Source organism: Streptomyces sp. NPDC051214, assembly GCF_040682375.1.
GTDB lineage: Bacteria > Actinomycetota > Actinomycetes > Streptomycetales > Streptomycetaceae > Streptomyces.
The window spans coordinates 57,563-70,391 of record NZ_JBFBAT010000011.1 but is presented as its reverse complement, the minus strand read 5'-3'; the positions used below and the strand labels follow the sequence as shown (position 1 = coordinate 70,391).

Genomic DNA, 12,829 nt, shown 5'->3' with positions numbered 1-12,829 from the left:
GGCCTACTTCGCGATGTCGGCGCCGGCCTCGGCCTCGGCCGCGGCGGCCGCCTCCTCGGCGGCGACGTCCACCGGGCGGCGCCACCCTCGGGAGCCCCTGGCCCGCAGCCAGGCGGTGGTCTCGTCCGGCGGCATCGCGGCGGCGACCAGCCACCCCTGCACCGCGTCGCACCCCAGGTCGCGCAACCGCTCCCACGTCTCGTCGTCCTCGACACCCTCGGCGACGACCAGCAGCCCCAGGGAGTGCGCGAGGTCGACCGTGCAGCGGACGATCTCCGCGTCCTCGTTGTCGACGGCCAGGCGCGCGACGAAGGAGCGGTCGATCTTCAGTTCGCTCACCGGCAGCCGCCGCAGGTGCACCAGGGACGAGTACCCCGTGCCGAAGTCGTCGAGCGACATCTTGACGCCGTGGCCGGTCAGCCCGGCCAGCGTGTCCGCGGCCCGCTGCGGGTCCTCCAGAAGGACGTGTTCCGTTATCTCCAGTTGGAGCGCTCCCGCGGGGACCCCGTGACGGGCCAGGCGCGCGGCGACGGCGCCCGCGAAGCCGGGCGTGTGCACGTCACGCGGCGAGACGTTCACCGCGACGGGGACCTTGAGGCCCATCGCCTGCCACTTCGCCACCTGGCACAGGGCCGTCTCCAGGACGTACTCCGTGAGGTGCGGCATGAGGCCGGAGGACTCCGCGATGGCGATGAACTCGTCCGGCGGCACCTTCCCGCGCTCGGGGTGCACCCAGCGCACCAGCGCCTCGAGGCCCGCCACGCGTCCGTCGAACTGGACCTTCGGCTGGTAGTGCAGCTCCACGTCGCCCGCGTCGAGCGCCCGGCGCAGATCGCCCAAAAGGCCGAGGCGGTCGGGGGTGTTGGAGTCCCGCTTGGACTCGTACACCTCGACGCCCGTGCGGTCCCGCTTGGCCTGGTACATCGCGACGTCCGCCCGGCGGAGCAGCCCCTCGGCGTCCATGGCGTGGTCGGGGAAGACGGCGAGTCCGGCGCTGGCCTCCAGGACCAGCGTCAGGCCGTCGAGGTCGAGGGGTGAGCCGAGGGCGGCGACGAGGGACCGTGCCACGCGGGTGGCGGACGTCGTGGAGTCGGCGACGGGCAGCAGGACGGCGAACTCGTCACCGCCGAGCCGCGCGGCCTCCGCACCGCGCGGCAGGGCGAGCCGCAGCCGGTCGGCGATCTGCAGCAGTAAACGGTCGCCCGCGAGGTGACCGAGGGTGTCGTTCACCGACCGGAAGCGGTCCATGTCGATCAGCATCAGGGCCGACCGGGCCCCGATCCGCTCGGCGTCGTCCAGGGCCGTCCAGGTCCGTTCGAGGAGCCACTGGCGGTTGGGCAGGCCGGTGAGCGGGTCGCGCAGCTGCTCCTCGGCCCTGGCCCGCGCTATCCACAGCGTCGAGTCGAGCGCGACGAGGGGGATCGCGAAGAGCGGCAGCAGTATCGGCGTCGAGGCCGCGACCACGCAGATCAGCGGCGCGATGCCGAGCAGCGCGACACCGACGAGGCCCTGGCGGACCAGGGCCGTACGGGTGACCGTGGGCAGGGCGCCGGTGCGCGGCGCGTGGACGTACCAGAGCAGGACGCGGGTGACCACGAGGTAGCCCGCGGCGGCGAGGGCCACCTCGGGGGCGGAGTACAGGTCCCAGGTCTCGGGCAGCCAGGGCGACTCCGTCGTCGGGGCGGTGCCGAACGCGGCCATGGCGAGCGCGCCCGCGCCGATGCCGAGGATGTCGACCGCGCCGTGCAGGATGCCCTGGCGCCAGCGGTGGCGGCGCGCGACGCCGACGAGGACGACGACGGTGAGGCTGACCATGCCGGCGGGCACCCAGCCGTACAGCAGGAGGACGGCGACCGTGAGCGCGCCGCCCGATCCCGTGCCGCCCCACCAGCGGTCGCGGCCGAGCGCCACGAGATGGGCGACGATGAGACCCGTGAGGACGGCCAGGGACCAGCCGACCGTGCCGGAGGGGAACAGGTCGCCCCGTCCGGTGAACGCGTGGAAGAAGCCCGTGCCGAGCACCACCGCGGCGATCGTCACGACGACAACCGGAAGCACCGGCCAGGGGTCTCGCTCGCTCGATCCGTCGTCCGGTCCGTGCGCCTCGGCGCCGCGCCAGAGCGGCCTGCGCCGCCCCTCGACGCCGGTCTGGGTGGAACAGGGCCCCGCGTCCCGCCCGCCCGCGCTCTCGCCGACACCGAGCTCCTGTGTGCCGTAGCCGCCAACGGTGCTCCATGCGCGTTCGCGCCGCTCAACTGCCGTGCTCGGGACGGCGGGGCGCTCTCTCTCCGCTTCGCGTGCCCCCCGTGCCGCTCTGCGTCCGCTGAGCCACGCGCCCGGTCCGCGCCGCAGGCGCGCGCGCAGCCGGGAGTCCGGTGCGGCGCTCTCGGTCGGTTCCATTCCCGTCCCTCTCACAGCCGGCGGTGCCCAAGCCACGCGGACTCGCTCCAGAAGTCAGCCGCGTCTGAAACTCCTTCCCCGTGCTCCCGATGAGCAGGGGATACCCCAATCGCAGCGGGGCACGGCAGGCGCACACCTCAACAGTAGGCCGCAGAAGGCTTCCACGGGCAGCGGTCCACAACGGTTGCCCGAATGCGACCCGGCCACCCGTATGCATCTGGTATGCGCTGAACGGGTGGCCTTCAACCGCTACTCCTCGGTCGGAAGCGCGACTTCCGCTGCCGCGTCCGGTCCCTGTTCCAGCAGGACGGCGAAGCCTTCCTCGTTGAGAACCGGAACCTTCAGCTGCATCGCCTTGTCGTACTTCGAGCCGGGATTGTCGCCCACGACCACGAATGCTGTCTTCTTCGAAACGGAACCGGTGACCTTTGCTCCCCGGCTCTGCAACGCATCTTTTGCGCCATCCCGCGTGTGGTGCTCGAGCGTTCCGGTCACGACGACGGTGAGGCCTTCGAGCGGTCGCGGCCCCTCGTCCTCTCCTCCGCCCTCTTCCTCCATGCGGACCCCGGCGGCGCGCCACTTGCGCAGGATCTCCCGGTGCCACTCCTCCTCGAACCACTGCTTCAGGGAGGCGGCGATGGTCGGGCCGACACCCTCGACGGCGGCAAGCTCCTCCTCCGTGGCCTGCTCGATCCGGTCGATGGACCGGAACTCGCGGGCCAGCGCCTCGGCGGCGACCGGACCCACGTGGCGGATGGACAGGCCGGTGAGGACGCGGGCGAGCGGGCGCTCCTTGGCCGCCGCGATGTTCTCCAGCATGGAAAGGGCGTTCTTCTTCGCCTCGCCCTGCTGGTTGGCGAAGACCGTGGCGATCTTCTCCTCGCCGGTCTTCGGGTCCCGCTTGGGCAGACCGCTGTCCTGATCCAGTACGTACGCCTTGATCGGCAGGAGGCGCTCGATGGTGAGGTCGAAGATGTCGCCCTCGTCCAGGACCGGCGGCTCGGACGGCTCGAGGGGCTTGGTCAGCGCGGCCGCCGCGACATACCCGAAGTTCTCGATGTCCAGGCTCTTGCGGCCCGCCAGGTAGAAGAGGCGCTCGCGCAACTGGGCGGGGCAGGACTGCGCGTTGGGGCAGCGGAGGTCGATGTCGGCCTCCTTCATCGGCCGCAGCGCCGTCCCGCACTCGGGGCACTCGGCGGGCATCACGAACTCACGCTCGGTGCCGTCACGCAGGTCCACGACCGGGCCGAGGATCTCCGGGATGACGTCGCCCGCCTTGCGCAGGACGACCGTGTCGCCGATGAAGACGCCCTTCTTCTTCACCACGTCCTGGTTGTGCAGGGTCGCGAACTCCACCTCGGAGCCGGCGACCGTGACGGGCTCCACCTGGGCGTACGGCGTGACGCGGCCGGTGCGGCCGACGCCCACGCGGATGTTCACCAGCTTGGTGTTGACCTCCTCGGGGGCGTACTTCCAGGCGATCGCCCAGCGCGGCGCGCGCGAGGTCGAGCCGAGGCGGCCCTGGAGCGGGATCTCGTCCAGCTTCACGACGACGCCGTCGATCTCGTGCTCGACGGAGTGGCGGTTCTCGCCGAAGTACGTGATGAAGTCCCGTACGCCGTCGAGCCCTTGGACCACCTTGTTGTGCTGGGCGGTGGGCAGGCCCCAGGCCTTCAGGAGTTCGTACGCGTGGCTGAGGCAGTCGATGTCGAAGCCCTCGCGGGCGCCGATGCCGTGCACCACCATGTGCAGCGGGCGGGTGGCGGTGACGCGCGGGTCCTTCTGGCGCAGTGAACCCGCCGCCGCGTTGCGCGGGTTGGCGAAGGGCTTGTCGCCGGCCTCCACCAGGCGGGCGTTGAGCTCCTCGAACTTCTCCATGGGGAAGAAGACCTCGCCGCGGATCTCGACGAGGGCGGGGATGTCGTCGCCCTTGAGGCGGTCCGGGATGTCCGCGATCGTGCGGACGTTCGGAGTGATGTCCTCGCCGGTGCGGCCGTCGCCGCGGGTGGCCGCGCGGGTGAGCTTGCCGTCCTCGTACGTGAGGTTCACGGCGAGGCCGTCGACCTTGAGCTCGCACAGGAAGTGGTGGTCGCTGGTGCCGACCTCCTTGGCGACGCGGTCGGCCCAGGCGGCGAGCTCCGCGTCGTCGAAGGCGTTGTCCAGGGAGAGCATGCGCTCGCGGTGCTGGACCGAGGTGAACTCGGTCTCGTACGCCCCGGAGACCTTCTGGGTGGGCGAGTCGGGCGTGCGCAGCTCGCTGTACTCCTCCTCCAGGGCTTCCAGCGAGCGCAGGAGCTTGTCGAACTCGGCGTCACTGACGACCGGTTGATCGTTCACGTAGTACCGGAAGCGGTGCTCCTCGATCTGTTCGGCCAGCTGGGCATGCTGATCCCGTGCCTCGGCGGGCACAGAGCCTTGCTGTTCGACAGCCACCGTTACATCCTCCCGTTACGTCATACCCAATTACTCAGGGTTGTCCGCGAGTGATCTCGCCGCCCGGACGCAGTGGGCGAGCACCGCGCGTGCGTACGCGGGAGAAGCCCCCGCGAGCCCGCACGACGGAGTGACCACGACCGACTCCGCGAGAGAACCCGGATTCAGCCCCAGCCTGCGCCACAACGTCCTGACACCCATGACGCTACCGGCAGGGTCTGACAATGGGCCGTCCACGCCCGCCACGACACCGGCGAAGAGCTTCGTGCCCCCCTCGACGGCCTCACCGATCGCCTCGTCGTCACGCTCGGTGAGCAGTGAGAAGTCGAACGAGATCGCGTCGGCGCCGGCCCGGCGAAGCAGCGCGAACGGCACGTCCGGCGCGCAGGAGTGGACGACGGCGGGCCCGTCGTGCACGCCGAGCACCTCCCGCAGGGTGCTCTCCACGAGCTGGCGGTCCACGGCACGGTGGGTGCGGTACTCGCTCGCGGTCTTGATGTGCCCGCGCAGCACGCCGATGAGCGAGGGCTCGTCGAGCTGGAGCACGATCTGCGCGCCGGGGATGCGGCGGCGTACGTCCGCGAGATGGAAGCGCAGGCCTTCGGTGAGCGATCCGGCCAGGTCACGGCAGGCGCCGGGGTCGGAGAGCGCGGCCTCGCCGTTCTTCAGCTCCAGGGCGGCGGCCAGGGTCCACGGCCCGACGGCCTGGATTTTGACCGGCCCTTCGTACCCCTGGGTGAACTCCTCGAGGGCGTCGAGGTCCTCGCCGAGCCAGGCTTTCGCGCGGCGCGTGTCGCGCCCCGGACGGTCGCCGATCCGCCAGCCGCTGGGCTCCACGCGCGCGTAGAGCTCGACCAGCATTCCGGCGGTGCGTCCGATCATGTCGGCGCCGGGCCCGCGCGCGGGCAGCTCGGCCAGATACGGGAAGTCCTCGAAACTGCCGGTGACGGTCTTCGCGGTCTCGCGGGCGTCACCACCGGGCATGGACCCGATGCCGGTGGCCGGGCCCCAACTGATCGCGTTCACTGTCCGGGCCGCACCGTCAGGTCGTTGACCTCCGCGTCGCGCGGCAGGTCGATGGCCATCAGGATCGTCGTGGCGACGGACTCCGGGTCGATGAAGCGGGAGGGGACGTACTCCTTGCCCTCCTGCTGGTGGACCTTGGCCTGCATGGCGCTCGCCGTGCGGCCCGGATAGACGGAGGTGACGCGGACGCCGTTCGCGTGCTCCTCGCCGCGCAGGGAGTCCGCCAGGGCCTTGAGGCCGTGCTTGGAGGCGGCGTAGGCGGACCAGGCGGGGCTCGCGCTCAGGCCGGCGCCGGAGTTCACGAAGACCACGTGGCCCCGGGTGGCGCGGAGTTGGGGCAGGAAGAGGCGGGTCAGTTCGGCGGGGGCGATGAGGTTGACGTTGAGCTGGTGGCGCCAGGACTTCGGGGTGAGGTCACCGACGGGGCCCAGGTCGACGACGCCCGCGACGTGGAGCAGGGAGTCCACCTGGTCGGGCAGCGACTGGTGGCCGAAGGCCCAGGACAGTTTGTCCGGGTCGGAGAGGTCGCCCACGAGCGTGGCCGACCCGGGGAACTGCGCCGCGAGTTCCTTGGCCCGGCCCGCGTCGCGTGCGTGCAGGACGAGCGCGTCGCCGCGTGCGTGGAGGCGGCGGGCGACGGCCGCGCCGATGCCGGAGCCGGCCCCGGTGATCACATGTGTTGCCATGCGCCCATCGTCGCACCCCGGCGGGCGCGGCTCAGCGCGTGCCCATGCTCTCCTCCAGGTAGGCGAGGGCGCCCACGGGCTCCTCGGCGAAGAAGACGAGGCCGGTCAGCGGCACCGGCAGGAAGCCCTCGTCCTCCATGCGCTGGAACTGCTCCTTGAGGCCGTCGTAGAACCCCGCCGAGTTGAGCAGGACCACCGGCTTCGTGTGCTTGCCGTGCTTCTTCAGCTCGAGGATCTCGGTGGCCTCGTCCAGCGTGCCCGTACCGCCGACCATGATCACGATCGCGTCGGACTTCTCCAGGAGCAGCGCCTTGCGCTCGGCGAGGTCACGCGCGATCACCATCTCGTCGGGCGCGGTGACGGCCCTGGCCTTGGCGGCGAGGAAATCCACCGAGACGCCGACGAGGCGCCCGCCCGCCTCCTCCACACCATCGGCGACGACCTTCATCAGACCGCTCTCCGAACCGCCCCACACCAGGGTGTGGCCGCCCTTGCCGAGCAGTTCGGCGAACTCGCGCGCGGGGCGGGTGTAACGCTCGGGGAGGTCGGCCGCGGAGAGGAAGACACAGATGTTCATGGCTTCACCGTACGATCCGGCCCAGACTGGGTGGGACGCGGCCGTTCACAGAGCCTGACAGCCCACAGAAGGAGACCACGGTGACAGCAGGGCACAAGATCACCATCGAGCAGGGCACCGAGCACGTACGGGTGGTGCGGGACGGCCAGGTCGTGGCCGAGAGCAGCCGCCCGCTGCTGTTGAGGGAAACGGGCTGCCCGGTGCGCCACTACCTCCCCCCGGAGGACGTGCGCACGGATCTCCTGACCCCCTCGGACACCACCACGTACTGCCCCTTCAAGGGAACGGCGTCCTACTGGTCGATGCCCGGCGCGAAGGACGCGGTGTGGGCGTACCCCGAGCCGAAGGACGCGGTGGCGCAGATCAAGGACCACTTCTGCTTCTACGAGGTGGAAGAGGCCGGATAGCGCCGGCGGACGGCGGCGGCGCCTAGACCGCCGCCGCGGCCCGCTCCGTGGTGGCGATCGTCGCCGAGCCGACCACGCGCGTGCCGTCGTAGAGCACGATCGCCTGGCCGGGGGCCACGCCGCGTACGGGCTCGTCGAAGGTGACGCGCAGCTCCGAGCCGTCGACCAGCTCCGCGCGCACCGTCGTCTCGCCGCCGTGCGCCCGCAGCTGCGCGGTGTACGTGCCGGGCCCCGAGGGAGCGACCCCGCACCAGCGGGGCTTGACGGCGGTCAGTCCGGTCACGTCAAGGGCGGCCGCCGGGCCGACCGTCACGGTGTTGTTCACCGGGGAGATGTCCAGGACGTAGCGCGGCTTGCCGTCGGGGGCCGGGGTGCCGATCCGCAGGCCCTTGCGCTGGCCGATGGTGTAGCCGAAGGCGCCCTCGTGGGTGCCCAGCTTGTTGCCGTCGGCGTCGACGATGTCGCCCTCCGCCTTGCCCAGGCGGTCCGCGAGGAAGCCCTGGGTGTCGCCGTCCGCGATGAAGCAGATGTCGTGGCTGTCGGGCTTCTTCGCGACGGCGAGGCCGCGCTCCTCGGCCTCCGCGCGGATCTCCTCCTTGGTGGTGAGGGTGTCACCGAGGGGGAACATCGCGTGGGCGAGCTGGCGGTCGTCCAGGACGCCGAGGACGTAGGACTGGTCCTTGGCCATGTCGGAGGCGCGGTGCAGCTCGCGGGTGCCGTCGTCGTTCACCACGACGGTGGCGTAGTGGCCGGTGACGACCGCGTCGAAGCCCAGGGCGAGCGCCTTGTCCAGGAGCGCGGCGAACTTGATCTTCTCGTTGCAGCGCAGGCACGGGTTGGGGGTGCGCCCCGCCTCGTACTCGGCGATGAAGTCCTCGACCACGTCCTCACGGAAGCGCTCGGCCAGGTCCCAGACGTAGAACGGGATGCCGATGACATCCGCGGCGCGGCGCGCGTCGCGGGAGTCCTCGATGGTGCAACAGCCTCGCGCGCCCGTGCGGAACGATTGCGGGTTCGCCGAGAGCGCCAGGTGCACTCCGGTCACGTCGTGCCCGGCTTCGGCGGCACGCGCGGCGGCGACGGCGGAGTCCACGCCGCCCGACATGGCGGCGAGCACGCGGAGGGGGCGGGGGTGCTGCGGGGTCCGGTTCTCAGTCATAGCTCTAACAGGGTACGGGCCCGCGGGAACCAGTCGCCCGTGAGTAAGCGTTGACGATCACATGGGGGAAGAACGGGACTCGACAGCGGGGCAGGGGCAGGGACGCCGGGGCGTCAACCGGCGGACGCTCCTGATCGGCGGCGCCGCGGCGGCCGTCGGCACGGCCGTGCTCGCGTCGGACGAGCTGGGGCGCCTGTGGTGGCGGATGCCCGGAGTGGTGAAGAAGCGCAAGGAGGGCGAGGTCGACGCCCGGGGCGCGCAGTGGACGGCGGCTTCCGACTACAACTGGCGCCGCGCGGACCGCCCCGACGACTACGGCATCGACATGGTCGTCATCCACGTCGTCCAGGGCGGATACGCGACGGCGCTGAAGGTCTTCAAGGACCCCGGACACGGCGCGGCGGCCCATTACGTGGTGCGCAAGGACGGGCACATAGCCCAGATGATTCGCGAGCTCGACGTGGCGTTCCACGCGGGGAACAAGAGCTACAACGAACGGAGCATCGGCATCGAGCACGAGGGCTTCGTCGACAAGAAGTCCTCGTTCACCGACGCGATGTACGCGTCGTCGGCGCGCCTGACGGCAGGCATCTGTGAGCGGTACGACATCCCGGTGGACCGCGAGCACATCATCGGGCACGTGGAGGTGCCGGGCACGGACCACACGGACCCGGGGCCGCACTGGGACTGGGACCGGTATCTGAAGCTCGTCAAGAAGGCCCGCGCCGCCCTCGGGTGAGGTGACCTAGCGCAGGTGCACCGGCAGCGACTCCACCCCGTACACGATGGACAGCTTGCGGAAGGTGAGGTCCTCGGGGGCGACCGCGAGCCGCATCTCGGGGAAGCGGCGCACCAGGGCCGGGTAGGCGGCGCGCAGCTCCATGCGGGCCAGTTCCGCGCCGATGCAGCGGTGGATGCCGTAGCCGAAGGCGAGGTGGCCCGAGGCCTTGCGGTGCGGGTCGAAGCCGCCGCCGTCGGGGGTGTACTTGGCGTCGCGGTTGCCGCCGCTCAGGGAGCACAGGACCAGGTCACCCTTGGGTATGCGTACGCCGGCCACCTCGATGTCCTCGCGGGCGAACCGCGGGAAGGCCACCTGCACGACGGTGAGGTAGCGCAGCGCCTCCTCGACGAAGGGTGCGGCCGCCCCGTCGTCGTCACGCAGCCGCGCGGCGGTCCGAGGGTGCTGCAGGAGGAGCAGGGAGCCGAGGGCCACCATGCTCGCGGTCGTCTCGAAGCCACCGGTGAGGACGCCGTCGGCGAGACCGGCGAGCTCCTCGTCGCCGACCGTGTCGCCGTGTTCCTTCACGATCATGCCGAGCAGTCCGTCGCCCGGGTTCTCGCGCTGCTTCTTGACGACGTCCCGGAAGTAGGAGAGCGAGGCGGATATCGCGCCGAAGGGAGCGGTCGCGCCGCCGAAGAGGTCGAAGCGCTCCATGGCCAGCTGCTGGAAGTCGTGGCGGTCCTCGTAGGGCACGCCGAGCAGCTCGCAGATCGTCAGGGAGGGGATCGGCAGCGCGAAGGCCTGGACGAGGTCGACGGGCCCTTCCGTGGCCTCCATCGCGTCGAGCCGCTCCTCGACGATGGCCTCGATCCTGGGCGTGAGGCGGCGCAGCCTGCGCATCGTGAACTCGGGCGTGAGGATGCGGCGCAGATGCGTGTGGACCGGGGGGTCGCTGAAGCCGAGGCCGCCGGGGTGGTGGTCGTCGACCACTCCGGCGTTGCCCGCGAGGTTCATGAAGTCGTTGCTGAAGCCGTCGGTCGCGCCGAGGACCGCCTTCACCTCGTCGTAGCCGGTGACCACCCAGGCGTCCATGCCGAAGGGCAGCGGCACCTTGGATATCGGCTGCTCCGCCTGGTGCTCCGTGAGGCTTGCGACCGGGTCCAGCCCGTCGCGGCGCATCGGCGCGAGCAGGGGCTCGGGCAGCTTCGAGATCGTGGAGGCGCTGATCCCGTTCCGCTGGATCCGCGAGAGATACATGCGTCCGAGCCGCGCGGCGATGCGAGAGCGGAGGTTCGCCTTCAATGTGAACTCCAGGAGGGGTGGTCGTGCAGCCCCGAAGAGGGGGTTGTCGTGCGGCCCCGAACGCGCGGAGCGGACTCGCGAGCGGCAAGCATAGATCGGCGGGCTGTGGGCCTCGTCGCCCGCTCCGGTGCCTGTCCGGCCTATAGCGGCCGAAACCGGCACCAACTCAGGGGGAGGTCAGCACAGTCCGGCGTTAGCCTCATCACGCACGCCGCACAACGGGCAGGTCGTGAGCAGAGGGCCTGGAAGCAGGCAGCTCCCGGCTCAGCTGAGTCCCGCCGTGCGCGCCCGTTCCACCGCAGGACCGATCGCCCCGGCCACCGCGGCCACGTCCGCCTCGGTGGAGGTGTGCCCGAGGGAGAAGCGGAGCGTGCCGCGGGCCAGGTCGGGGTCGGTTCCGGTGGCGAGCAGGACGTGGCTCGGCTGGGCCACTCCCGCCGTACAAGCGGAGCCGGTGGAGCATTCGATGCCCTGGGCGTCGAGCAGCAGCAGCAGGGAGTCGCCCTCGCAGCCGGGGAAGGTGAAGTGCGCGTTCGCGGGCAGCCGGCCGACCGGGTCGCCGCCCAGGATCGCGCCGGGGACCTCCGCGCGCACCGCGGTGATCAGGTCGTCCCGCAGGCCGCCGATCTCCCGGGCGAACCACTCGCGCTGTGCGGCGGCGTGCTTCCCGGCCACGGCGAACGCGGCGATCGCGGGCACGTCGAGCGTCCCGGAGCGCACGTGGCGCTCCTGCCCGCCGCCGTGCAGGACGGGCACGGGGCTGTACTCACGGCCCAGGAGCAGCGCCCCGATGCCGTAGGGCCCGCCGATCTTGTGCCCGGACACGGTCATCGCGGCGAGCCCGGACGCGCCGAAGTCGACGGGCAGCTGGCCGAAGGCCTGCACCGCGTCGGCGTGCAGCGGGATGCCGAACTCCCCCGCCACGTCGGCAAGTTCACGGATCGGCTGGATGGTGCCGATCTCGTTGTTGGCCCACATGACGGTGGCGAGGGCGACGTCGCCGGGGTCGCGCTCGATCGCCTCGCGCAGCGCTTCGGGGTGCACGCGGCCGTACGCGTCGACGGGGAGGTACTCGACGGTGGCGCCTTCGTGCTCGCCGAGCCAGTGCACGGCGTCGAGGACGGCGTGGTGCTCGACGGGGCTGGACAGGACGCGGGTCCGCGCGGGGTCGGCGTCGCGCCGCGCCCAGTACAGGCCCTTCACGGCGAGGTTGTCGGCCTCGGTGCCGCCCGCGGTGAAGACGGTCTCGCTGGGGCGCGCGCCGAGCGACTCGGCGAGCGTCTCGCGGGCCTCCTCGACGGTGCGTCGCGCCCGGCGCCCCGCAGCGTGCAGTGAGGAGGCGTTGCCGGTGACGGCGAGCTGGGCGGTCATCGCCGCGATCGCCTCCGGGAGCATCGGAGTGGTCGCTGCGTGGTCGAGGTAGGCCATGGTGGGCACGATTCTACGAGCCTCGCCGAGCCCCGCGTCCAAGCGGTGTCAGCCCGCGAGACCCCAGGACACGGTGTTGTCCATGGACATCAGCACGGCGAGTACGACGAGATCGGCCACACCGAGCCCGAGTCCGAGCATCGCGCGGCCCTTCCGGCCGGTCCCGCGCCAGAGCGCGATGCTCGCGAGGACGATCGCGATCGGGCCGAGGAAGAGGTTCAGGACGAGCAGTCCGAGCAGCCCGAGGACGAACGAGGCGACGGCCATGCCGTCGGTGTCGCGCCGGCCGGTGGGGGCGGGAGCGGAACCGGGAGAGGCAGAGGTGGAGGTGGAGGTGGCGTCGGAAGCGGTCTTGGGCTTGGTGGCGGTGAGTGCCATGGTGCGACTCCTTTCAGGGGCCGTGCGGATCGGTCACGGATGCGGGGGCGCGCTCAGGAGGTGCCGACGAGCTGCTCAGGAGTGATGGCGCGAGCGCCGCTCGCGCACCGCGAACACCATGAGCCAGACGCCGATCACGGCGGCGGCCACGAGGCTGACGGGGAGCGGCGCGTGGGCCACGGAGCCCATGGCGACACCGAGCAGCAGGAGGGCGGCTACGAGGAACAGCATGGGATGCCTCTCGTGTGAGGTATCGGCTGGAGCTTTCGGTGAACGGTTGTGGTGACAACTGTTCACTGAGTTAGAGAGTAC

The 12,829-nt window shown here is 71.3% G+C and carries 12 protein-coding genes; 2 read left to right on the top strand and 10 right to left on the bottom strand.

Translation table 11 applies throughout. The features are described 5' to 3' along the window. Positions 1 to 3: 3 nt before the first annotated feature. The 5 genes from AB0M70_RS27895 to AB0M70_RS27875 form a co-directional block, all read right to left on the bottom strand. Positions 4 to 2,400: a bifunctional diguanylate cyclase/phosphodiesterase gene (locus tag AB0M70_RS27895; RefSeq protein ID WP_365823928.1), complete on the bottom strand. Its 2,397-nt coding sequence runs from the start codon at positions 2,398 to 2,400 to the stop codon at positions 4 to 6. 249 nt (positions 2,401 to 2,649) lie between these two features. After that, positions 2,650 to 4,833, bottom strand: a complete 2,184-nt coding sequence (gene ligA / locus AB0M70_RS27890) for an NAD-dependent DNA ligase LigA (RefSeq protein ID WP_365823926.1) — start codon at positions 4,831 to 4,833, stop codon at positions 2,650 to 2,652. 30 nt (positions 4,834 to 4,863) lie between these two features. After that, complete coding sequence (locus tag AB0M70_RS27885) at positions 4,864 to 5,859, bottom strand: methionine synthase (protein WP_365823924.1); 996 nt, start codon at positions 5,857 to 5,859, stop codon at positions 4,864 to 4,866. Beyond that, complete coding sequence (locus tag AB0M70_RS27880) at positions 5,856 to 6,545, bottom strand: SDR family oxidoreductase (protein WP_365823922.1); 690 nt, start codon at positions 6,543 to 6,545, stop codon at positions 5,856 to 5,858. Before AB0M70_RS27880 ends, AB0M70_RS27885 begins: the two co-directional genes overlap by 4 nt. 31 nt (positions 6,546 to 6,576) lie before the next feature. Continuing rightward, positions 6,577 to 7,122 (bottom strand): TIGR00730 family Rossman fold protein, encoded by a 546-nt coding sequence (locus tag AB0M70_RS27875; protein ID WP_365823920.1) that lies wholly within the window; start codon positions 7,120 to 7,122, stop codon positions 6,577 to 6,579. Positions 7,123 to 7,202: 80 nt separating this feature from the next. Here AB0M70_RS27875 and AB0M70_RS27870 point away from each other — a divergent pair, with 80 nt between their 5' ends. Further along, positions 7,203 to 7,529: a DUF427 domain-containing protein gene (locus AB0M70_RS27870; protein WP_365823918.1), complete on the top strand. Its 327-nt coding sequence runs from the start codon at positions 7,203 to 7,205 to the stop codon at positions 7,527 to 7,529. A gap of 22 nt (positions 7,530 to 7,551) precedes the next feature. Here AB0M70_RS27870 and mnmA read toward each other — a convergent pair whose 3' ends face one another. Next, on the bottom strand, positions 7,552 to 8,688 hold the full coding sequence (gene mnmA / locus AB0M70_RS27865; RefSeq protein ID WP_365823916.1) for a tRNA 2-thiouridine(34) synthase MnmA: 1,137 nt from the start codon (positions 8,686 to 8,688) through the stop codon (positions 7,552 to 7,554). Positions 8,689 to 8,749: 61 nt separating this feature from the next. Here mnmA and AB0M70_RS27860 point away from each other — a divergent pair, with 61 nt between their 5' ends. After that, the gene (locus AB0M70_RS27860; protein WP_365823914.1) at positions 8,750 to 9,427 is read left to right on the top strand and encodes an N-acetylmuramoyl-L-alanine amidase; all 678 of its coding nucleotides are present in this window, start codon (positions 8,750 to 8,752) and stop codon (positions 9,425 to 9,427) included. Positions 9,428 to 9,433: 6 nt separating this feature from the next. Here the strand turns inward: AB0M70_RS27860 and AB0M70_RS27855 are convergent, their stop codons facing one another. The 4 genes from AB0M70_RS27855 to AB0M70_RS27840 all read right to left on the bottom strand — a co-directional run bounded on the left by AB0M70_RS27855 (position 9,434) and on the right by AB0M70_RS27840 (position 12,748). Continuing rightward, entirely contained in the window at positions 9,434 to 10,666 is a 1,233-nt protein-coding gene (locus tag AB0M70_RS27855; RefSeq protein ID WP_365824269.1) for a cytochrome P450, read from the bottom strand. A gap of 309 nt (positions 10,667 to 10,975) precedes the next feature. Further along, entirely contained in the window at positions 10,976 to 12,139 is a 1,164-nt protein-coding gene (locus AB0M70_RS27850; RefSeq protein WP_365823912.1) for a cysteine desulfurase family protein, read from the bottom strand. Between the two features lie 48 nt (positions 12,140 to 12,187). Beyond that, on the bottom strand, positions 12,188 to 12,517 hold the full coding sequence (locus AB0M70_RS27845; RefSeq protein ID WP_365823910.1) for a DUF4190 domain-containing protein: 330 nt from the start codon (positions 12,515 to 12,517) through the stop codon (positions 12,188 to 12,190). A gap of 75 nt (positions 12,518 to 12,592) precedes the next feature. Further along, positions 12,593 to 12,748 (bottom strand): hypothetical protein, encoded by a 156-nt coding sequence (locus tag AB0M70_RS27840; RefSeq protein WP_365823908.1) that lies wholly within the window; start codon positions 12,746 to 12,748, stop codon positions 12,593 to 12,595. Between the last annotated feature and the right edge of the window lie 81 nt (positions 12,749 to 12,829).

What these genes read in the sequence shown, in the direction of transcription:
- AB0M70_RS27895 (WP_365823928.1), bottom strand. Translation starts at nt 2,400, where the DNA reads ATGGAACCGACCGAGAGCGCCGCACCGGACTCCCGGCTGCGCGCGCGC.
- AB0M70_RS27880 (WP_365823922.1), bottom strand. Translation starts at nt 6,545, where the DNA reads ATGGCAACACATGTGATCACCGGGGCCGGCTCCGGCATCGGCGCGGCC.
- AB0M70_RS27875 (WP_365823920.1), bottom strand. Translation starts at nt 7,122, where the DNA reads ATGAACATCTGTGTCTTCCTCTCCGCGGCCGACCTCCCCGAGCGTTAC.
- mnmA (WP_365823916.1), bottom strand. Translation starts at nt 8,688, where the DNA reads ATGACTGAGAACCGGACCCCGCAGCACCCCCGCCCCCTCCGCGTGCTC.
- AB0M70_RS27860 (WP_365823914.1), top strand. Translation starts at nt 8,750, where the DNA reads ATGGGGGAAGAACGGGACTCGACAGCGGGGCAGGGGCAGGGACGCCGG.
- AB0M70_RS27855 (WP_365824269.1), bottom strand. Translation starts at nt 10,666, where the DNA reads ATGTATCTCTCGCGGATCCAGCGGAACGGGATCAGCGCCTCCACGATC.
- AB0M70_RS27850 (WP_365823912.1), bottom strand. Translation starts at nt 12,139, where the DNA reads ATGGCCTACCTCGACCACGCAGCGACCACTCCGATGCTCCCGGAGGCG.
- AB0M70_RS27845 (WP_365823910.1), bottom strand. Translation starts at nt 12,517, where the DNA reads ATGGCACTCACCGCCACCAAGCCCAAGACCGCTTCCGACGCCACCTCC.
- AB0M70_RS27840 (WP_365823908.1), bottom strand. Translation starts at nt 12,748, where the DNA reads ATGCTGTTCCTCGTAGCCGCCCTCCTGCTGCTCGGTGTCGCCATGGGC.